Source organism: Butyribacter sp., from assembly GCF_056818865.1.
Map to the genome: position 1 here is coordinate 1 of NZ_DBLYGC010000018.1, position 19,402 is coordinate 19,402.

Below are 19,402 nucleotides of genomic sequence, written 5' to 3' on the forward strand. Positions count from 1 at the left end.
AGAATTAAGAATACTATATATTGTCGAACCAACATTAGGAATTAGAGATAACGCTGAAATTAAAACTTTTTTTGCATTGCTTTTTACTTCTTCAATATACGTACTTTTATCTAAAAAAGACAGAAAGGTATTTTCTTCTGTTACATAAGTTACGTTACTTTCATTATATTTTGTCTTTTTTAAGAGTTGATATGTCAAAAAACTGTAAAAAGTATCTTTCTCACAATTCTCTGGTATCTGAATAGCATCTAGATGGATTATTGTGAAATGACTAAAACAATCACTTTCATGTATAATACTAATTGCTTTTTTAGCTAATTCGGTTTTTCCTGTACCAGAATCTCCTAACATAAAAATGTTGCGATATATATTAGGAGTTGATAAATAATCTATAATTTGTTTTTCTTCTTCTCTTTCATAGTAGTCTAAGTTTGTTATATTAATTTTAGGCATATTTCCTCCCTAGAAGCGTAATTCATTCAATATAACTCTGACGATGGATAACTAAAAATCACCCATCACGACACTTCTCTCCGCGCGATAATATTCAATTATCAGTACCATTCCATTATACCACCCCCTTACCTTCTGTTTCAATATGTTTCTCTAAAATTTCCATTCGATTTCTAGGATGTTTCATTTTCAAAATCTCCATCTGCTTTTTTAATGCAACCTCAGCATAAATCTGCGTTGTCATGATTGACGCATGCCCCAACATTTTCTGAATAAAACGTATGTCAACTTCTTCTTCCAAGAGTAATGTAGCAAATGCATGGCGGAACATATGCGGTGTAATATGTATTTCAATCATTGCTTCTTGAGTGTAGCGCTGGATCATTCGGCGTGCTGACTGCTCAGAATATCGTTCCCCATAGCGATTAAGAAAGAAAAATTCGCTCGCATCCAATTCCTTTTCCCAATGCCTCTTGTATTCTTTCAACTGCACTAACACTTCTTCCGTTCCTATCTGCAGATAGCGTTCCTTCCCACCTTTTCCTTTTATGCAAAATATCCCCTGTTCAATGTCAATATTTTTTTGCAACAAATTACACAATTCCGATATTCTTATTCCTGTAGAAAATAGCGTTTCAACCACCGCTATGTCGCGATTTAGCAATTTTCTTTCATATATAGTACTCTCTATGCTTTTTTTTGAGTACATACTACTTAATAATGACTGCAAGACAGAATACGGAATCGAGCGTGGTAAAATTTTTTCTTCCCGAAATTCTGTCCGAATCTTTCTCAAAGGGCTATCATCTATGATTTCTTCATCCTCTAAATAAGAATAAAATGCTTTTATACTAGCAACCTTACGTTTCACTGTCTTTTGTTTGTATGATTCGTGTAGATGCAAAATGTATTGACGAATTACTGCTTTTTCAGTTACCAATTTCTTTTGAACACAAAATTCAGAAAATTGTCTTAAATCAATTTGATATGCACGAACTGTTTTCTCGTCCAACTTTCTTTGTTTTAAACAATAATACAAATATTCATCTATTAGTTCCTGTTGATTCTTCATGATATTCTCCTTTTTCAAACAAGAATACCACGCACACATATTTTCTGCAATTTCGACTCCTTTAAGGCCAACTACATTGCTGCATCTCCAGCCACATCTTTTTCTTCTGCAGCACCTGTCCTTCCTCAATCTCCGGACGAATGATGGACTTGATCACCTCTTCCTCTGCTCCTGCCTGCAGCAGTTCGCGGATTACTTTTCTTCTCGTCTCGCTCATCCACTCGGAAGCATAGATATCAAGAAGTGTGAGCTTATCAAAGTTTTCGATAAACCATGCTTTTCGTTCTTCCGCTTCCCGTTTCATTTCATGACTTACCGCAGACTGGATCATGCCGGCAGTGATCATCTTTTCCACTTCTGCTCCTTTGACATCTTTTGGTGTGGAATGAATCTTCTTCTCCATCGCATCCAGATCCATCATCATAAAGGAAAAGGCGTCCAGTTCATACAGCCGGATGTTTTCATTTTTCGATTGCTGCTTTTTGAGATATTCCAATGACCCTTCCCCGATAAAGTCACATTCTTCCATCTGCTGTTTCTGTTTTTCTTTCTGCACCGCCGGGACAAAAGCACCACATTTTCTTGCTTCCAGATATGCTTCGTGTTCCCACGGGAACCATTTCTTATCCCGAATCGGATTTTCCCCACGCACAAAAATAATACATTCATCATCCGGCAACAGGCGAAGCTCATACTCTAACATCAGCTCCCTGCCAAGCACATCGTAATTCTCACTGTAAGAACCGCTGGTTCCTTTGCTTTCTCCACTGGTTCGTTTGTCGATCGTCCATTTTCCAAGCAGCTTTGAGACATATTCATAGGTGCTTGCTTCGTTACCGCCCAGATAGATAAAAGTGTCGCAGTTTCCGACAATGCCTTCCCATGCTCCGTCCGCAAAAAGCGTTTTTAACTGTGCCAGGGACTGTAAGATTGGCACACAGTACACACCACGGCTTCTACAGGTGGCAAGGATCTTATCAAAGTTATTCGGCATCTTGATGTTCGCCATTTCATCGAGCCAGAATCCCACATCCATCGGCAGTTTTCCACCAAAGAATCTCGCCTGCCGGTACAGTTCTTGAAAAAGCAGCGTGTACACCATCCCCGGTACGAAGTTAAAGGTATCGTCATCATCCGGAATGATGATAAAGAGGTTGCTCTTTGTTTTCCCGTCTCCATCCATTCCCGTTCCAAACTCGTCCAGCGGGATGTCATTGGATGAAAAGATCTCTAGAAGTTCCTCATTATCAAAGGGCTGCATCCGGGCATTGACTGTCATAATGACGGAACGGATTGTTTCATCCGGACCGCCTCTATAACGCTGGTACGCTTTTACGGCTGGATGATCCGGCTTTTTCTTCGCCAGTTCTTTCATGCGTTCATCTAACTTTGGCAGCGTATCTTCATCTACAAACTGTGCCTCATCTAACAGGTAAAGAATGGATTTCCAGTTTCTCTGCAGAAGCTCTGCCTTCCCTCTTTTCGGGTTATATACCCCTTTCGGACACTCCATCCATACATAGAGAAAAAGGCTTTCTAAGAACATTCGTTCGGCACGCTCCCAGAAAGGATCTGCACTCGAATTTTTAATGTTGGGTGCGTTAGTATTCTGGATCAGATTCGTCACCAGCTTCGTGATATCGCTCTTACTGCGGATATACGGAAACGGATTGAAATGCATGCTTTTCTCCATTTCACACAAGTTCAGCGTATATACTCTGGTATCCTTCTGTTTCGCCAGCCATGCTCCCAGCTCCTCCGCAAGGCTTCCCTTCGGATCCGTATAGATGTTGCAGTCGTGTAACGACATTAGATTCGGTGTCAGGAAGAACGCTGTCTTACCGGCACCACTGCCGCCGACAACCACGATGTTGTTATTACGAAGGGTATCCGAGTCGTAGCGGAAACGCACATTTTGAGATAATACTTTGTTTTCCGGAGACAGACCGGACTTTGTTTCTTCTGTCCTTGCGGCATACTTTTCATTGAATGCCCGCACTTCACCCCATTTGGCAGAACCAAACTCATTGCCGGGCATCCGGTTATGGTCGCTTTTACTATATGCCTGAAAACTGCAGATCATCCACAACAAACCTCCCACTAGAACCATACTGTAACTTTTGTCATTATAAACTTTCAGCGGATGCAGCAGACACCAGATGATCTGTTCTTTCAATTTTGATATTTCCACATCCACAAGATACAATCCGCTCAGACTGTAAAACAAATAAAGCGTGGGCAGTAACAAAACCGCACACACTTTGAATAATTGGTGTAATCTTCTTTTTCTGCTGTCACCGGCAACATGCGTTGCACGGGAGCGTTCTTTCTTTCGTTTCATATAGATCCTATATTCCTTTCTCAGCCCACAAAGTTTGAGCTGAAACTATAAATTCGCCGTGTAAAAACGCTGATCATTTATTTCACACTGCTTTCCTATCGTTTCTTAAGGTTTACATCCGGTTTGTGCCGCAATATCTCTTCCGGCATCGGCTGCCTCTCTTTCCCTCTGCTTCTCTGATACTTCAGACACTCCGCTGCAATGTCTTCATTCTTTTTGCTGTATTTTCGCAGCTCTTTTCCCTCCAGATCAATTTCCCGAACCTCAGAAGTTCCGCTCCGCTTCAGGTATGCCTGCAGCCGTTTTCCATCCTCCGAAATACTTACTTCTGCCTTATCCAAGGAAATACACCGGATAAAGTCTTTGGATTCCTGCGGCTCCTTTGGAAGATTGGCTATATAGAGATTTGGTGATTCTGCCACCATCTGTGTTTCCATGTCAAAGGTTACCGGGATGTATTCCGGACTTTGATAACGCTCTTTCATTTTTTCCAGGGCCAACACTTTCCCCACTGTTTTCTCTGAAACCGGTTCAGGGACAGAAGATTTTTCTTTCATCTCCTGTCCCTGATTAAAAGATGGAAAGATCGCTGCATACTCCGGTTTCAGTTTTTCGATCATTTTCACACGGTCATTTCCCACCGGGGCAAATGCTTTTTCCAATTTTGCAATGTCCAGTTTCACTTTTTCTTTCTCATGGATGTTCTGCCTTTGATCCAGTGCATATCCCCAGATATCTCCCTCTCGTTTCAGGCAGGTAATCACAGTCTGTCCCTCATCCAAAAGAATACAGTCTGACTTTTTGATCCGTATGGCACTGGAAAGATTTTCTCCCAACCTGCCACGGGGAATACGAAACAGATAAGCATCTTTTTCTTCCCGCAAAAGAAGGGATTCCACATTGATACTGATCGGAAGATACTCTTTATCCTGTATCCGCTGCTGAAGCTCCTCAAGCTGCTCCTCATGCATCCTGCCTTCATATCCTTTGGCGGCAAGTTCATCCAGATATTCCAGTCCTCCGGAACTTGCCATTCCCATATATTCGTCCAGATCGATCTCTTTCGCTTCTTCCCTGAATTTCTTTTTATAGTATTCAATGACCATACGCACGCTCTCCACCTGCTCCGGATTGTATGCGATCTGTGTATAGCCGTCTCCCAGATTTAAGTCCGGCAGCTCCGCAAAAGCTACTTTCATCTTTTTCAAACGGTCATAAAAAGGGAGTAGCTCTTTTTCCCCTTCCAAAGGAATATTCAAGATCGTATATCTTCCACCGGTCATTTTCTCCAGATCGGACAATTTCATGGTATTGTGTGTCCCCTCACTGGCATAATGAAGTTTCATCCGGTGCTGCAATGCTTTCACCTGTGCGATCTGCACCCCTTTTGCTGCTCCTTTCGTTGAAAAGCGGATAGCCTTTCCTAAACCGCCCAGCCCTCTTCCATACAATTCAATGATCTGCACTAAGGATTGTAATTCTTCACTCATCTACGTTCCCTCCTGTTTTTCTTTGCTTTCTCCTGTGGTTCCTGTTCCTTCTCCATCATTTCATAAAATTCGATACACCGTCGTATCTCCATCACATACTTTCGATTTTTCGCCATCTCAAGAACATCCTCTGCAGTCTCTCTGCCGGATTCTCCATTCTTTGAATTTCACCATTAGATTCCGGTTCTATCCCAAATAAAATACAGAGCATTTTTTCATGCTTTGCAAGCAAATCCGATGTGTCTGCTGTCAGATAACTGGCGATCTGTTTTTCCGTCAAGCCGTAGCTGGCACCAAGAAATACTAAAGTCCATTCGCCATCTGTTGCTGAAATACCGTGCTTTTTTATCAATGTCTTTATCAATGTCATTTATTCTTCCGTCACCTTGTTTTATTCCTCCTTTGCTTCATCACTCGTATCAACTCCCTCTGTACCCTGCGTGCTTCTTTACGCTTTACATAAATACCGCATTTTCTGGTTTCATTCTTCATCTTTTGAAGCACTCCGACGCTCCGCTCATGCATATAAAGTGGTGTACCTGTCCGCTGGTACAATCGTCTTGCCTCCAGCACCTGACGCACCATTATTTTCTGGTACTCTGACATTTCACCATAGGGGATAAACTGATAGTTTCTGCTCATTGCCCAATCAAGGTTTTTATTTCTGCCTGTGGGCAGTTCTTCTTTTCGTGCCTGTCTTTGCGATGCGATACGCCTGTCGATATCCACCGGCATATACCCCTCACTTAATCGGTAACTGCAAATTGCTTTTCCTCTCCCCGGCGGTGTAAGGGCAAGGTAGACACCATGCTCTCTTGAAACTCCTTCCCACAACTGATAATAGTGATCCTGCACCATTCTTCTCTTAAAATCTGCATAGGATCTGCTTTCAAGGATGCCACTGGTCAATGTCCCGTTCCACCTGCTCTTTTCCGGTCCGTTTTCCATCCTTTTTCTCATAATCTGTTGAATAATCCAATGCCGGATCCTTTTCCTTTAATGGTCCGGTATGATATTTTTCTGCCAGCCGGTTTGTCAGTGGTCGTATTACTTTCTCCCAGTCTCCTTTTTGATAACGGTACTTTCCACCACTTCTGCTGACAGAATTAAAGACCAAGTGCATGTGCATATGGTCTCTGTCTTTATGAACCGAACAGGCATAGTCATACGCCCCGGCAAGATATTCTTCTGTCCATTCCTTTACAAACTCCATAGCCTGCTCCGCCGGTATCGTCTCATCCTTTGAAAAAGAAAACTTAAAATGATAACCTTCTCTGGTGCCGTGCGTAGGGCGTAGCTGCTTTGTCAAAAAGAAGGTATCTAAAATCTGCTCTGGTGTCACCCCGGCATTGCTGAAGCACAGACCATCCGTCTTTCTTTCATTGAAGATATACGGAATGGACTTTCTTAAATGTTCCTTTGTCTTGATGGCATCCATCTTGATGATTAACGACATCACGCTCCCTCCGTTTCTTGTGTTTCCTTATGCCCCTTTCATAAGCCGGATGGTGCTTTTCATCATTCCATAAACTTCATCCAGCTTTTCTAACAGATCTGCTCTCGGTTCCACATAATTGTGTTCGTTATACTTTTTGGCGATCTGATTGATGTTCACACCGATTTTGTTGATCTCATAGATCATCTGCAGAATCGAACCGTCAAACTCATCCCTTGTCACCTCCGGCGGACATTTGGCAATGCTGCGGATATATTCACTCATAGTTTTGTGCTGATCGTTTGCCTGTCTTGACAGGGCAGCTTTTTCCATCGGTGTCATTCTTACTCGAAGGATCTCTGTTTTTGCGTCATTCATGCGGTCACTCCCTTCTTATGTTTGGACAATTTGTCTAAACGCTATTTTTATCTTTTTTGTTTCTTTTTGTCTGGACAATTTGTCCAAACATAGTGTTTTCTGAGCTTTATCTGCTTTATTTTGGCACATAAAATGTGCCTTTTCCCTCTCTCATTCAAGCCCTGCAAGATACGCATAATGTGGACACATCTATGCTTCATCTTGTAAGGGATTGATCCCTTATACCCTCTGATAATGAATATAATATTACTTCTTTGTTCTTTTCTTCTTAACCTTCTTTTTCACCGGCTTCTTTTTTGCTTTTTTCTTTTTAATCGTTTTTTTCTTTTCTACCTTTTTCTTTTGTAGCTTCTGTTTTTCCGCTTTCTGCTCCTGTTCCAGTTTTTGCTGTTCTTCCTGCAACTGCTTTTCTTTCATCTGATTGATCTGGACTTCCGTATAATCCGTTTTGAAAACAGACATCTGACAACTTTTCAGATTATAATTGCACTGATAAACACTGCCATCGGACAACAGGATAAAACTTGTCACATCAAAGGCTTGTGTCTGTTGATAAGTCAGCTTTCTGACTGAGCTGCAGTTTCTTTCCTGACATATCTGAACCAACTGCGTTTTTAACTCTTCATAGGCTGTCTCCGACATAAACCCCAAAAAGGGTTCCAGATCCGTCATGTCTACAGACACATCATTATTTGAATCATCTGCCGTGGAATCCGTTTTTTCACCCTCCGACTCAACGCCTGTTTCTATATTCTCTATCGCAACACCTCCTCCGGATGCTGGCTCGGCTCCGATAGCAGTTCCACTGGCAGTCTCGGTTCTCGCAACATTTTTCTGACTCTCATTTTTTGGCATAATCACATTTTTTGTCACTGCTCCCAAAATGATCATCAAAAATAAAGCTGCGCCCACCGCCGCCATAACAGTCTGCCTACCAAGTCCTCTGTCTCGTTGTTTCCAGTAAAATCGCCGTATTTTTCTAAGCATAGTCTCCTCTCTTTCTGCGTCTGGACAATTTGTCTAAACGCTTGCTTTCTTTCCTCTTCCTCTGTGTCTGGACAATTTGTCCAAACGCTACTTCTTGTCCCACTTCTTTAGTCTCCTGAAATATGTAAAATTCGTATATACCCCAAACATCGCACCTTCAATATTCCCTGTCAAAGAGGAGCCACTGGAACTGGTACAGTGAAGCCATACTACTCTGCCATCTTTCAGTTTTCCACAGTAAATCCCTACATGGTTTGCTCCACCGGTTTCACCGGTCCTACTTTTTAGTCCGATGTCGCCCGGCTGTAACCGTTCCGCAGAAATATCGTGAAACTTTTTGGAACCGATAAAGGTTGCCGTCGTAGAGCCATATGGCACACTGGTCACTCCTGCCTTATGAAATGCCCATGCCGAAAAAGAAGAGCAGTCCAAAAACTCTGGCTTGTCTCTTCCGTCTGCCTGCCGTTTTTCCATGCTGTATTTTACACTTCCGATCAGGGAGGCACCTTTCTCGATCACATCCCATGCCTCCGCCGGTGCCGTATTGTTTTTCTTTAACTCTTCTAAGATTGTTTTGGCAGATTCATTGGATACTCTCGTTTCTTCATTCATCACATAGTACCGCAGGACATGAGGCACATACTCCACATCCCCGTAAGAAGCATAACCAAGCTCGGCACACATCTTTGCTGAAAATATCTGTGCATTTTCTTTGGTATAACAGCCATAGTTTTTGAGCGCCCAGTCAATATAGCCATTGCCGAAGTTATATCCCTGCAGGGCAAGGGAAATTCCGTTGATGTCATTGGGATCTTTGCACTTTGCTTTTGTCAGGCAGTCTGACAGTTCATGTGTCCCACAGTCTATGCTTTCCTCTGCACTGTCGATAGGCGGATTCACATTATAATAAGACTGTGCTGTCTGCATCACATCCGGCGGATTTCCTCCACTCTCCTGCTCGATCATGGCAAGACACAGATCCACATAATCATCAATACCATATTTTTCACAATACTCTGAAACCATCTCCCGGTAACTTTCTGTCTTTTCCGATACCTGTGCCTGATAGGTTCCATCCTGTGATTCATTATCAGCTCCACCGGAACCAACAATAGTACCGATTGCCCCGACAATCACAGCAAGCAAGATAATGACAAGCGGCACGATCCACACGACCGGATTTGCTGCCACTGATCTCACGATGCTCTGCATTGTCTTAACAAGTGTTTTTGCAGCCTGCGTTCCCGCTTTTGCACCTGTCTGAACCGCCTGTGCAGATTTCTGTGTAGATTTCCCTGCAGCCTTTCTCTGTGCTTTTTTGTGTCGGTTTCGTTGTACTAAAGTCCGCATACCTCCCATTGCTACCCGACTGCTCTTTTGAACCGTCTCTCTGGATAAAGCAACTTGCGGCTCATCCGTATGAGCAAAGTCTCTTTCTTCATAAGCATTGTCTGCCACGCTGCTTCCAAGCAGCATCAGATGCATGGATTGCACCATAAGATCTTTTGTTTCATAAATAGAAAAAAGGACTCGTTCACTTTTGGATGAACTGCCCTTTTTCTTTCTTTTTGCTTTATTCTGTTTTTCAATCTCCTTTTTCTTTACCCGGCTTTTCTTTTGGTTTCTTGTTTTTTCTTCCTTCGCCATTGCTCTGGCTTTCTTTAACATTCGCTGTCTGGAACGGTAATCCAGACTCCCAAATACTCTCTTTGCCGGCTCACTCAAGGATTCAATGACCTCTCTGTCGAGCTGATCCATTGATCACCACCTCCGATTTTTCATCATAGGACTTCGTGAGATTTTCAATTTTCTGTTGAATAGTCTGGGGAAATGTGATATATTGATATTAGAAAAGGAAAGCACCCACTCCAAAGTGGATGCTCCCGCATAGTGCTAAATGTCCTTACGGACACCGCCTATCCTGTTTGCAGACAGGATAGGCATTTTTATTTTCGCTTGTTTCTCTTGTCGAGAAAGGCAAGCAACGCTATAACAAGACTACCAAAGGCACATAACAATGTCAGTATGCCCAGGAAAATCGAAAGGATTTCAAAAGCTGTCATTGGCGCCACCTCCCTTCCTATGTATTCCGGCAAGCCGGTCATTGGTGTTGGGAGGCTACCACCCTGTCATGGGTACTTTCCTATGGCTTTCGCCACGCTACTAATATATCATTTTTCCTGTCACAATTCAACGATTTTCGTCAATTCATTTGTCCTTATTTTTTCTTACTTTCTCACTGTCTGCTATGCATTTTTGTCTTTTACCATCTCATGAAAATTCGTATTAAATAACTGGTACAGACTGCTGTCCTTTTCCATTGTATTGTCAAAAGGAACAATCTTATCTCCAAACCGGATAAGACCTGTTCCCGGCTCTGCTCCATTGACACAGGCAAGCTGCTCCGATGAAATATCAAACAGATCTTCCACCGCTTCTTTATCCATTGTGCCCTGGTCAAGCAAAAGCATAAACTCCGAATTGGATACCATTGTTTTCGTGGAACGGTTCCGTTTTGCATCTATAAGATTCTGGCTCATGCCGGTGCAGATACCACCCCGCTTGCGGACCTCACGCCACATCTTTTCCAATGCATGTAAGCTGTATTCCTCTCCCCAGAGTTCATGCATTTCATCCACATAAACCCAGGTGGCAACTCCGTCAGACTGATTATATTTGATCTTCGCCGTGATGCTTTCGATCATCACAAGCATTGCCATCGCACGCATCCGCTTTCCAAGCTCCGAAAACCCCTATACGGTAAAACGGTTTTCATCGGATATGGACTGTTCTCTCGCAAAAATATCCAGCGTACCATCCGCAAATACCTCCAGCTGCTCCACGATTTCCTTTGCCGCTTCGTTGTCATCATATAATTCCATGATCCTGTTTCGCATCACAGGAATGGTTGGCGATTCCGATCGGTTCTTTCTTCTTCGTTTATCCTTTCTTTTCCTAAAATATTCCTCATACATACTGCTGACTGCCTTATCGATCACAGCGATATGGCGGCTGGTAAGCGGTGCCGGTTTCAACGCCTGCTCACAAATGGCATACGCAAACTCTGCTTTTTCTGCCACAAAGCGGTCAATATCCGGCACCTCGTCCGGCACATGAAACGGATTGACATAAAAAACATTTTCCGCTGACTGTGTCAGATTGATATACTGACCACCCCATGCTGCAGCAATGCCTTTGTACTCACCCATTGGATCTACCACGATAATGTCATCCTTTGAGAAGCACAGCACCTGTCCCATTTCCGATTTCTCATTATAAGATTTTCCGGAACCGGGTACTCCAAATACCATCCCGTTTCCATTCTTTAACAGTTTTCGATTTCCAATGATCAGATTTTTCGATACCTTGTTAAATCCATAGCAGTATCCCAGATCATCATGGATCTCCTGTACATTGAACGGAATAAAGATTGAAAGTTCCTCCGATGTAATGGTCCGCATCGTATTCACAAATCTTACACCCGTCGGCAAAGAAGTATTCAGTGCGTCCAGCTGCCTATGTGAATGGGGAACGATATCCATGTTATGTGTTTTTCCTATGATGCGGACTTTTTCCGTCCGCTCCTCCAGTTCTTCTCCGGACGATGCTTTGATAACAATCGTGATTCCCACATAAAGAAGCCGTTCATCAAAGGAAGAAATGCGGTCTAACATCTCCTCCGTATCTCTTTGCTGCTTTCTTCTCTCATAGTTGATGTTGGTGGAATAATCACCATTTTCGTTTTTCAGCTCCTGTTCCCGGTTAATGCTCCGCTCATTTGACATATATTTCTTCATCACCATCTGATAAGCCACATCATTGTCAAGCGGCTCCACATCCATTGTATAGATAAGAGGAAAGTTCATGTTGGTAAGCTCATTTAAAAACTGGTCGGTAAGTCCGTTCGGATATTTTCGGATAAACATCACACAGGCACAGTTTCCACCCTCCATCTCCAGATGCTCCGGATACTCTCGCAGAGAAGTATTGATAATGTCATTTCTCCAGTCACGCTTCAGATGCAGATATTCATTCCAGTCAAAAGAAAAAGATGCCTCGTCACCCATGCGGTAATAACTGTGCAGTGCCCGCAAGCGTTCTGTGGCATCGAGTGGGATCAGGCGGCTTCCCAGCCGGTGAAATAACTGCTGAATGGAAAACTCTATGGTATTGAAATAATTCTTTGCACTCTCATAATCCGGCTTTCTGCATGTGACTATGAAATACTTGGATTGCAAAAGTCCTCCCCGTCCTTCCTGCAGCCGTTCTTCGATCATTTGGTGGTATTCCCTTGCCAAAGGCTCCCGTTCTTTGCTCACTGCCTTCTGCAGGATCTCCTCCCGCAGCTTTCCGTTATCGGCATAATGGTTGGACACGATGATCTTGTAACTGACATTCATGGAACGAAGCAGCGTTTCAAACCGTTTCCCGGTTTCTTCCTTTTCTTCTTCATCCTGCGTGGAAAAGTTGATATCCTCAAACAGATACATCCTGTCAAACTGATGCAGCTTCTTTTTCCCACCGTCTTTGTTAGTCGGACTCTCCAGCTCAAAGATACCGTTTTCAGCAATCCGGTAGATGGGAATGGTATCCTGAATGCACAGCGGAACCTTGTAAATGCGTTCCGTCTGCGGTGTAAGCGTGTCCTTTCTGAATAAATTTAGCATTTGTTTTCGCCTCCTGTTCTGTATTTTTGTGTACGAAAAAAGAACCACCGAAGCAGTTCTTTTTTCATGTGATATTAAGTTGTTATCTGGTATGTTAGATTTTCCAATTAAAATTATATTCCATTTACATCTTTATTAATAATGGCATTAACTGGTACCGTCTTTAACTTTTTCATGAGTTCTGGAGTAATAATTCTATCCTTCTTTGGAACATTCCAGTAATCATCTAAATACTTTAATAAAACTTTCGAATATCTCTGTTGTTTTTTCCAATGTTCTTTTAATGTTATGTCAGAAATAAAATTGGGATCCCGATATATGCGACACAATATTGCCAATCTTATCTCATACGAGTATTCTCTTTGAAATGTTTCACGAAAATCACCCGGAATTTTTCTCAATAGTTTAGGCAAACGCAAAATAGGAATATTATAATAATATGGTATACTTCTTGATTTTGTCGAAAAAAAAGTTCCCACTCCATCATTTATGGTATTTGTTTTTTGCATTTTATTAAATTGTTCTCTTTTGCAATTTAATGTTTCACTATTAATTATATTATTAAAATCTCCAGCCGCTTTTCCCAGTAGTCGTTCATCTGCACTAACATATTGGTATTGATTAAATATTTCAACCTCCCTCTCATCAGAAATTTTATTTGGCAGTTCACCGAATACCTTTTCATCATAAAAAAATATTATTTTCCAAGGAGATATCGGGAAAAAAATAACCTCCCCAACTGAATTCAAACCAGCTCTATAGATGCCTAACGGATTTATAATTATAATCGGCACATCCGATGTAATGAGTTTCATCTCTGTTTCATTAGTAATAACCTTCATTTTTAGATCGCTAATTACCGGTATTGTTTCTTTCACAATTGACAATCCAAATTCAGGCGTTATTTCATTTTGAATTTTATTTTCAAGTAACTCATTAAACGTCTTTCCGTCTGCCATATTCCCAAATTGTTTTTTGGAAACAGCTTCCATTACATTAGTTACCATTTCCCTATTGTGAGACAGCATTGCCTTAGTTCTACTAATTTGATATATAACAAATTCCCTGATACTTTCAATATCGCCTTCCGCAAAAGTATTATCATTTACATTCTTAAACGCTATACTCCATCTATTCTCCATTTCGGCTAATGAATTTTCTGTTTTGCCATCCTGACCATAAAAATAATCTTCCGAGCATACAGAAGTAGTGGGTATGTTTTCCCTTAATATATTATCTTTGAATTGGTAAAATGAAATCAAAACCTTTTCCTTCTTTGTACCAGCATTTCTTATATTACTAAAATATTTCATATAAAATCGTGGCACATAATGCTGATTTTTTGTGATTTGCATATACATTCCCTTCCTTGCAATAATAATTATAATCGCAAGCACAACAGCTTTTTATTTAACTCTGTAATACTTCCTTGTCAGCATCATCTTTCACTTTGAAAGCATTGCATCATTCCGTGAAAGCAGATAGACACAATACTGGTTCATGCTTATCCCCTCTCTCTTGGAATGCTCTGCAAGAGATCGGTGCAAACTGCGAGGTATCCTTAACTTAAACTGTCCGGAATATTCTTCCAAACTGTCCGGCTCATGAATCTCGATTCCTTCCTCCAATGCTGCCTGCAGCCAGGATTTCTTTGCATCCTGAGCATTTGTAATGGCTGATTCCATTGTTTCTCCACAGGTAATGCATCCCGGAAGTTCCGGATAAGAAACCACAAAACCGCCTTCCTCTTTGTCTTCAACAATCTCCATACGATAATTCATATTCATGTAATCATCCATCGTTCTCATCATTCATCGCCTCACTTTCCACAATCTGCTTTACCATCTCAACATATACCTTTTTAATTGGCTCATGTTTTGGTATCGTAATCGGCTGACAGCCGCTTTTTCGAAATGTATAATGACTGCTTCCGCCTTTGGGAGCATTCATTTCATAGCCATAACTTTCCAATACTTTCCGCAACTCATCAAAGCGTAAATCCTTTGATAAAGTGCATATTTTTCTTAATAGTTTATCCCATTTTGACATTCATAATTCCTCCTACTTATAGTATATATGGTGTCGTATTTGGCGTCAATCTTTTTTCTTCTATTTTGTCCCTTGCCTCCTGTATCACCAATGCTGCATCCTGTTTTCCATACTTATCCTGATGACAAATACACTCCGCCAATTCCCTTGTTTTCCGCGCATCTTTCATCTGCAAACCATACTTCCGGATCAGACTTTTCTCTTCTTCTGAAAAAAGACTCTTTCCCGGATCCAGTTCCCGAAGGAGCAGCTCCGTCGATATTCTCTCCGGCACTTTCTCGACCATTCCGACTTCCGGCAGATTTTCGATCAGTTCACATATTTTTTCAATGGCAGCCTCTTCTTTGCAGATTATCGGATAGTACTGCATCATATCCAGATCGATCTTTTGTCCGGATAACAGATCTAACTGCTCATCTTCCAAATCTGTTTGTCCCGGCGTATGCACTAGGATTCCGATAGATGGAATCCCATTTAACGGACTGTCTTGAAACTCTTTCCACAGTTCGATTGCTTCCTGCACATCTTTGATGTCATCCCGGTACCGTCCTATACTATGAAATTCACCGCATTCCGCAACCGTATAGGTCACTTCCGGTGGCACATAATGACTTCGTTCCAATGCTTCTTCAAATTCCTCCAGATTGATAGGGATAAGTTTCGATTCTTCTGTAATTTCTCCCTTTATCCTGTCAGTATCCGGCTGCATCTTCAGATCTTCCACGATCTCATCCAATGCCTCATAGATGGAGTTCTCCGGATCATCATAAACGCCACCGTCCAGTTCTGTGAAATCTGAATCATAGATTGTATAATCATATCCTTCCGTTGCATCCTGAATATAAATGTAGCGATCTGCGATGGAAAATGCCAGTTCACTTTCCATAAAATAGACTGCCTGCTGTAAAAAAGCGGTCAGACTTCCTGATTTTTCTTCTTTGATGGGATTGATATCCACCTTACAGCCTCCAATACAAAAATCATCCTCATGAAACAGGTTAAACAGATCATCTTCTCTGGATGTTCCCTTATATTCGACTAAAATATCCAGATCAGAAGTCTGCTTTTCCGTCCCCCGGCTTCTGCTTCCATATAACAGCACTTCACCGAATTGTATCGGCAGACCCTGCTCTCGCACTTTTTTATGAAGGTACTCTCTGACATTGTTTTCAATCTCCTCTGCCTTTCTCCCATCTACCGGGCGAAAGTATTTTTGTGTTTTCTCCCGGAAATCTGATATTATTTTCTTTTCTGCTTCGGTTCGCACAAACCTTTCCTCAAAGAAATTTTCCAGTTTCTGAAATCCAAAAGAATCCACATAAAATGGTGTTTTCTTTCCCTCCGATTCCAGCACGATCACATCACTGACCGACAGCGAATGCCCGGTAAAATCATCCGGACGGTTTATATTGAACCGTTCATACAGTGTATCCAGTGTTTCTCCCGGCTTTAATTCCCCTTTATATTTTGATTCGTAGTCACTTGCATTGACCGGAAGTTGCTGTTGTCTGATATACCGTGTTCCCATAAACCGGTATGCTTCGCCATTACTTCCATCCTTGATCTGCAGGATTTCATAGGTAACCGGAGACACCTCTGAATCGGGTGTCTCCTCTCTTACCAGATCTGCTACATGTGCCATCGGCTCCATATAATTTTTTCGGTCAAACAGTTCCGGCAGATGTTCCCGCATACTGAAAGTTTCCCCGGTTCTTCCGGCAACAATGATGTGATCCTGCAGTTCAATATCAAGAAAGATCCCGGCATACATCATCTTTCCGGTGACTTCACGGTCTTCCCTGCTCGGTGCGAGACTTGACGAGGGATAGTTGTGAAGCAGTATCACTCTGGCAGCATTACTCAAAACCGCCGATTTATACACTTCCCTGCCGGTCACCAAAGAAGCATTGATACTCCCAATGCTTACGATGTTAAAGTTAATGGGGTGGTTCTTTCCATCCAGATTGACCACACAGACCTCCTCCCGGTCAAGTTCTGCAAGGATCGGAGCCATGATAGAAACAGCTTTTGCCGGTGTATCGATCGACTCCATACTGAAGACTCCCTCTTTATCCACCAGTTTCAGCCGGACATCCACCTGCTTTAATTCATGATTCATCGGCAGCCACCTCCACTGTTACGGTAAGTATCTCATTGTCATCCTTTTCCATAATAAGTTTTTTCAATTCTTCCAGAGAATGAATCTCGATGCACTCTTTCGTTTGCTCACTCATGTAAACCTCCGTTCTTTTTGTTACCGGCTTCTTCCACCGTGCTTGATCGGCTCATGAACCTGTTCCTGCGTTTTTGTCTCATACGCAGTCTTTTCCTCCATAACCCCCATTGCAGGTTCTTGTGAAATATTCTTTCCCTGCTCCTGTGTTAGTTCCTTTCCTGGAGCACAAATGCTCAGCTTGTGTGTCTTAGCATCATACTCATACACCTGATCCGAAAGGATCTCCCCTTCCGCCAACTGCGTGGCATTGACATCCTGCACCATATTCCGAAGTTCTTTCGGATCCATATCCTCACTTTTGGGCATGATCAGCACTTCATGAACAGATGACGGGAGAACAAAATAGTCTCCGCCCACCTTTTCCGCTATCATTTTCTGGATATTGTCATCGATAATGCAGGCTGCTCCATTGATCTTGCATTCATTACTCAGGCAGTACAACTCCGGTCCCCCTGTCGGAACCATCTCTTTTGCACACTCTTTCGCTTCTTCTAACGGCATCCCTTTCCTTCTTGAAAATTCATCAGCAAAAAGTTCGATCATCATTTCCTGCAGCGACTGAAATGTAGGAGGAAATAACCGCCCCATGTTATCCATTGCCAACGCATGCAGCTCCTCCTTGTTCACACCGTACCCTTCCAGCATTGCATCCGTGATCATCAAAGAACCGAGAGTCCTTGAATTCCCTGTCATCTTGATATGATAAGTGACTGCAAGATCTTCCTTCTGTGTATATGGTACATGTTCCAGACGGCTGCTGTTCTTTTCAAGATTCACCAGTTTCGGAAAGATATTGTCTTTGACTGCCTCAAAGTTTCTGATATCATCTACATTAAGCTGAAAATCTCTTGTGAGTGCCGATCCCATATTTTCCACATAGGTATCGGCTACCTCTGCAACGATCTCATCCAGATCTCTTCCATTTTCATACTGCTCATATAGTGGATTCAGATAAATATTGGGAGAAAGATTGCTGTCTGGATCGTGAATATTTAACCCATCTAACACAACATCATTGTTTTTTACCATCTGATGCACCGTGATCTCTGCCTGCTCAGATTTCTCCGGCAGATAATCTGCCACATTTTCTTTTACATAATCCATAAATTCCTGATATAGGACTGACCCTGTTTTGTCAAAGCCTTGGTGACTTTGTCTGCTCCGGCAGATTTAAGTGCTAATCCGTCATGAAGCATAGCAAGTACCCAAGTGTCTTTTACACTGGTTCCAATCGGTTTAATGCCTGCATCAATGAATTTCTTGCAGACAGCTTTGAAATCATCCCATGTGGCTGGTACTTCGACACCTTGTTTTTTGAACATTTCCTTGTTGTACCACATTACGGATACCGGTGTACAAGTTACGGAACCATACAATTTGTCATCGTAGATATCGTTGGCAAGAGCGGTTTTACTGATTTCCTTTTCGTAATTTTTGTAATAATCATCCAGGCACATTACTTTTCCGGAAGATACGAAAGATTTGGAAAATCCACCCGCCCAGGTAAAGAAAATGTCAGGAAGTTCATTGGCAGCGACGGCCGCTTTGATCTTCGTTTTATAGGATTCATTTTCAAATGTTTCCATATTAATCTTTACACCGGGATGATTTTTCTCAAACTCCTCGATTGCCTGAAGATAAGGTTTGTGGAAAGAGTCGCTTTCTGTGGCGATCGTCCACATGGTCAGGGTTGTCTCAGTCCCTGATGAGCTGTCTTTCTCTGAACTGCTGCCACAGCCGGTCAACGCGGACACAGCCATAATGGCAGATAAAGCCAGGGGAAGAATTCGTTTTTTAAGTAACATAAAAAACCCTCCTTGTTCAAATAATGATATAGTCATTATAAGGAAAATGCAATCGAATTTGAACGGATTAATTTTACTTTAAGGGGTAAAATTTTTACTTTTGTAAAAAAATCCCCTGCCGCATTGCATGTAATACAGCAGAGGATTTTTGCGGTAACCATTCGGTTACTTCCTATCAGCCCATTGATTTTGCAGCGTTGATAAATTCATAGAAAGAAGCTTTTGGATCGGTGATTCCGTAGGCTCCAGTTTCCAACTGTATACAAAGTGTGGTTTCCCATCAATATGATATTTATATTGATATTTTTCATCTGCTCTTACACACTCTCCCGGTCTAAGGACTCTTCTTTTGGAATCACGCATTGTCTGTCCTCTTCCCGCCTTTGCCATTATACCCGCATCCTTAGTTCTGGATGATTACGCAGATACCTTTCAAAGGCAACACGAAGAATCAGCTTGCGTTCTCCGTAGTATGTCAGAAAATCTTCT

The 19,402-nt window shown here is 42.1% G+C and carries 21 protein-coding genes; all 21 read right to left on the reverse strand.

The window, feature by feature from the left end:
- Positions 1–453, reverse strand: a 453-nt coding sequence (locus ACZLXV_RS09275) for a Cdc6/Cdc18 family protein (protein ID WP_482383221.1), incomplete at its 3' end; no start/stop codon positions are given.
- 115 nt (positions 454–568) lie between these two features.
- Positions 569–1,525 carry a tyrosine-type recombinase/integrase gene (locus ACZLXV_RS09280; RefSeq protein ID WP_482383222.1) on the reverse strand — a complete coding sequence of 319 codons (957 nt, stop codon included), beginning with the start codon at positions 1,523–1,525 and terminating at the stop codon, positions 569–571.
- A gap of 61 nt (positions 1,526–1,586) precedes the next feature.
- Positions 1,587–3,866 carry a VirD4-like conjugal transfer protein, CD1115 family gene (locus ACZLXV_RS09285; protein WP_482383223.1) on the reverse strand — a complete coding sequence of 760 codons (2,280 nt, stop codon included), beginning with the start codon at positions 3,864–3,866 and terminating at the stop codon, positions 1,587–1,589.
- Positions 3,867–3,961: 95 nt separating this feature from the next.
- Positions 3,962–5,356, reverse strand: coding sequence for a hypothetical protein (locus ACZLXV_RS09290; protein ID WP_482383224.1), 1,395 nt, complete (start codon positions 5,354–5,356; stop codon positions 3,962–3,964).
- A 91-nt stretch (positions 5,357–5,447) separates the two neighbouring features.
- The gene (locus ACZLXV_RS09295) at positions 5,448–5,726 is read right to left on the reverse strand and encodes a hypothetical protein (protein ID WP_482383225.1); all 279 of its coding nucleotides are present in this window, start codon (positions 5,724–5,726) and stop codon (positions 5,448–5,450) included.
- An 11-nt stretch (positions 5,727–5,737) separates the two neighbouring features.
- Positions 5,738–6,316, reverse strand: a complete 579-nt coding sequence (locus ACZLXV_RS09300; RefSeq protein ID WP_482383226.1) for a hypothetical protein — start codon at positions 6,314–6,316, stop codon at positions 5,738–5,740.
- The gene (locus ACZLXV_RS09305) at positions 6,246–6,812 is read right to left on the reverse strand and encodes a relaxase/mobilization nuclease domain-containing protein (RefSeq protein WP_482383227.1); all 567 of its coding nucleotides are present in this window, start codon (positions 6,810–6,812) and stop codon (positions 6,246–6,248) included. Before ACZLXV_RS09305 ends, ACZLXV_RS09300 begins: the two co-directional genes overlap by 71 nt.
- Before the next feature lie 27 nt (positions 6,813–6,839).
- Positions 6,840–7,169: a plasmid mobilization protein gene (locus ACZLXV_RS09310; RefSeq protein WP_055941656.1), complete on the reverse strand. Its 330-nt coding sequence runs from the start codon at positions 7,167–7,169 to the stop codon at positions 6,840–6,842.
- 246 nt (positions 7,170–7,415) lie between these two features.
- The gene (locus tag ACZLXV_RS09315; RefSeq protein WP_482383228.1) at positions 7,416–8,156 is read right to left on the reverse strand and encodes a hypothetical protein; all 741 of its coding nucleotides are present in this window, start codon (positions 8,154–8,156) and stop codon (positions 7,416–7,418) included.
- A gap of 87 nt (positions 8,157–8,243) precedes the next feature.
- Positions 8,244–9,914 carry a lysozyme family protein gene (locus tag ACZLXV_RS09320; RefSeq protein ID WP_482383229.1) on the reverse strand — a complete coding sequence of 557 codons (1,671 nt, stop codon included), beginning with the start codon at positions 9,912–9,914 and terminating at the stop codon, positions 8,244–8,246.
- 188 nt (positions 9,915–10,102) lie between these two features.
- Positions 10,103–10,219 (reverse strand): putative holin-like toxin, encoded by a 117-nt coding sequence (locus ACZLXV_RS09325; RefSeq protein WP_270393713.1) that lies wholly within the window; start codon positions 10,217–10,219, stop codon positions 10,103–10,105.
- Between the two features lie 183 nt (positions 10,220–10,402).
- Positions 10,403–10,876, reverse strand: coding sequence for a hypothetical protein (locus ACZLXV_RS09330; RefSeq protein WP_482383230.1), 474 nt, complete (start codon positions 10,874–10,876; stop codon positions 10,403–10,405).
- Between the two features lie 33 nt (positions 10,877–10,909).
- Positions 10,910–12,823 carry a VirB4-like conjugal transfer ATPase, CD1110 family gene (locus tag ACZLXV_RS09335; RefSeq protein WP_482383231.1) on the reverse strand — a complete coding sequence of 638 codons (1,914 nt, stop codon included), beginning with the start codon at positions 12,821–12,823 and terminating at the stop codon, positions 10,910–10,912.
- Between the two features lie 113 nt (positions 12,824–12,936).
- Positions 12,937–14,178, reverse strand: a complete 1,242-nt coding sequence (locus ACZLXV_RS09340) for a DUF4238 domain-containing protein (protein WP_482383232.1) — start codon at positions 14,176–14,178, stop codon at positions 12,937–12,939.
- 90 nt (positions 14,179–14,268) lie between these two features.
- A complete protein-coding gene (locus ACZLXV_RS09345) occupies positions 14,269–14,631 on the reverse strand; it encodes a type II toxin-antitoxin system HicB family antitoxin (protein WP_482383263.1) in 363 nt (120 codons plus the stop codon).
- A complete protein-coding gene (locus tag ACZLXV_RS09350; RefSeq protein WP_482383233.1) occupies positions 14,615–14,872 on the reverse strand; it encodes a type II toxin-antitoxin system HicA family toxin in 258 nt (85 codons plus the stop codon). Before ACZLXV_RS09350 ends, ACZLXV_RS09345 begins: the two co-directional genes overlap by 17 nt.
- Before the next feature lie 16 nt (positions 14,873–14,888).
- Positions 14,889–16,925 carry a JAB domain-containing protein gene (locus ACZLXV_RS09355; RefSeq protein WP_482383234.1) on the reverse strand — a complete coding sequence of 679 codons (2,037 nt, stop codon included), beginning with the start codon at positions 16,923–16,925 and terminating at the stop codon, positions 14,889–14,891.
- 55 nt (positions 16,926–16,980) lie between these two features.
- Positions 16,981–17,106: a hypothetical protein gene (locus tag ACZLXV_RS09360; protein WP_482383235.1), complete on the reverse strand. Its 126-nt coding sequence runs from the start codon at positions 17,104–17,106 to the stop codon at positions 16,981–16,983.
- A gap of 20 nt (positions 17,107–17,126) precedes the next feature.
- Entirely contained in the window at positions 17,127–18,212 is a 1,086-nt protein-coding gene (locus ACZLXV_RS09365) for a DUF5688 family protein (RefSeq protein ID WP_482383236.1), read from the reverse strand.
- Entirely contained in the window at positions 18,200–18,913 is a 714-nt protein-coding gene (locus ACZLXV_RS09370) for an ABC transporter substrate-binding protein (RefSeq protein ID WP_482383237.1), read from the reverse strand. Before ACZLXV_RS09370 ends, ACZLXV_RS09365 begins: the two co-directional genes overlap by 13 nt.
- Positions 18,914–19,078: 165 nt before the next feature.
- Positions 19,079–19,303 (reverse strand): integrase DNA-binding domain-containing protein, encoded by a 225-nt coding sequence (locus ACZLXV_RS09375; protein ID WP_482383238.1) that lies wholly within the window; start codon positions 19,301–19,303, stop codon positions 19,079–19,081.
- Positions 19,304–19,402 lie beyond the last annotated feature (99 nt).

Excerpts from the sequence above, each read along its gene's own strand:
- ACZLXV_RS09280 (WP_482383222.1), bottom strand. The coding sequence starts at position 1,525 with ATGAAGAATCAACAGGAACTAATAGATGAATATTTGTATTATTGTTTA.
- ACZLXV_RS09285 (WP_482383223.1), bottom strand. The coding sequence starts at position 3,866 with ATGAAACGAAAGAAAGAACGCTCCCGTGCAACGCATGTTGCCGGTGAC.
- ACZLXV_RS09290 (WP_482383224.1), bottom strand. The coding sequence starts at position 5,356 with ATGAGTGAAGAATTACAATCCTTAGTGCAGATCATTGAATTGTATGGA.
- ACZLXV_RS09295 (WP_482383225.1), bottom strand. The coding sequence starts at position 5,726 with ATGACATTGATAAAGACATTGATAAAAAAGCACGGTATTTCAGCAACA.
- ACZLXV_RS09300 (WP_482383226.1), bottom strand. The coding sequence starts at position 6,316 with ATGAGAAAAAGGATGGAAAACGGACCGGAAAAGAGCAGGTGGAACGGG.
- ACZLXV_RS09305 (WP_482383227.1), bottom strand. The coding sequence starts at position 6,812 with ATGTCGTTAATCATCAAGATGGATGCCATCAAGACAAAGGAACATTTA.
- ACZLXV_RS09310 (WP_055941656.1), bottom strand. The coding sequence starts at position 7,169 with ATGAATGACGCAAAAACAGAGATCCTTCGAGTAAGAATGACACCGATG.
- ACZLXV_RS09315 (WP_482383228.1), bottom strand. The coding sequence starts at position 8,156 with ATGCTTAGAAAAATACGGCGATTTTACTGGAAACAACGAGACAGAGGA.
- ACZLXV_RS09320 (WP_482383229.1), bottom strand. The coding sequence starts at position 9,914 with ATGGATCAGCTCGACAGAGAGGTCATTGAATCCTTGAGTGAGCCGGCA.
- ACZLXV_RS09325 (WP_270393713.1), bottom strand. The coding sequence starts at position 10,219 with ATGACAGCTTTTGAAATCCTTTCGATTTTCCTGGGCATACTGACATTG.
- ACZLXV_RS09330 (WP_482383230.1), bottom strand. The coding sequence starts at position 10,876 with ATGGCAATGCTTGTGATGATCGAAAGCATCACGGCGAAGATCAAATAT.
- ACZLXV_RS09335 (WP_482383231.1), bottom strand. The coding sequence starts at position 12,823 with ATGCTAAATTTATTCAGAAAGGACACGCTTACACCGCAGACGGAACGC.
- ACZLXV_RS09340 (WP_482383232.1), bottom strand. The coding sequence starts at position 14,178 with ATGCAAATCACAAAAAATCAGCATTATGTGCCACGATTTTATATGAAA.
- ACZLXV_RS09345 (WP_482383263.1), bottom strand. The coding sequence starts at position 14,631 with ATGAGAACGATGGATGATTACATGAATATGAATTATCGTATGGAGATT.
- ACZLXV_RS09350 (WP_482383233.1), bottom strand. The coding sequence starts at position 14,872 with ATGTCAAAATGGGATAAACTATTAAGAAAAATATGCACTTTATCAAAG.
- ACZLXV_RS09355 (WP_482383234.1), bottom strand. The coding sequence starts at position 16,925 with ATGGAGTCGATCGATACACCGGCAAAAGCTGTTTCTATCATGGCTCCG.
- ACZLXV_RS09360 (WP_482383235.1), bottom strand. The coding sequence starts at position 17,106 with ATGAGTGAGCAAACGAAAGAGTGCATCGAGATTCATTCTCTGGAAGAA.
- ACZLXV_RS09365 (WP_482383236.1), bottom strand. The coding sequence starts at position 18,212 with ATGGATTATGTAAAAGAAAATGTGGCAGATTATCTGCCGGAGAAATCT.
- ACZLXV_RS09370 (WP_482383237.1), bottom strand. The coding sequence starts at position 18,913 with ATGTTACTTAAAAAACGAATTCTTCCCCTGGCTTTATCTGCCATTATG.
- ACZLXV_RS09375 (WP_482383238.1), bottom strand. The coding sequence starts at position 19,303 with ATGGCAAAGGCGGGAAGAGGACAGACAATGCGTGATTCCAAAAGAAGA.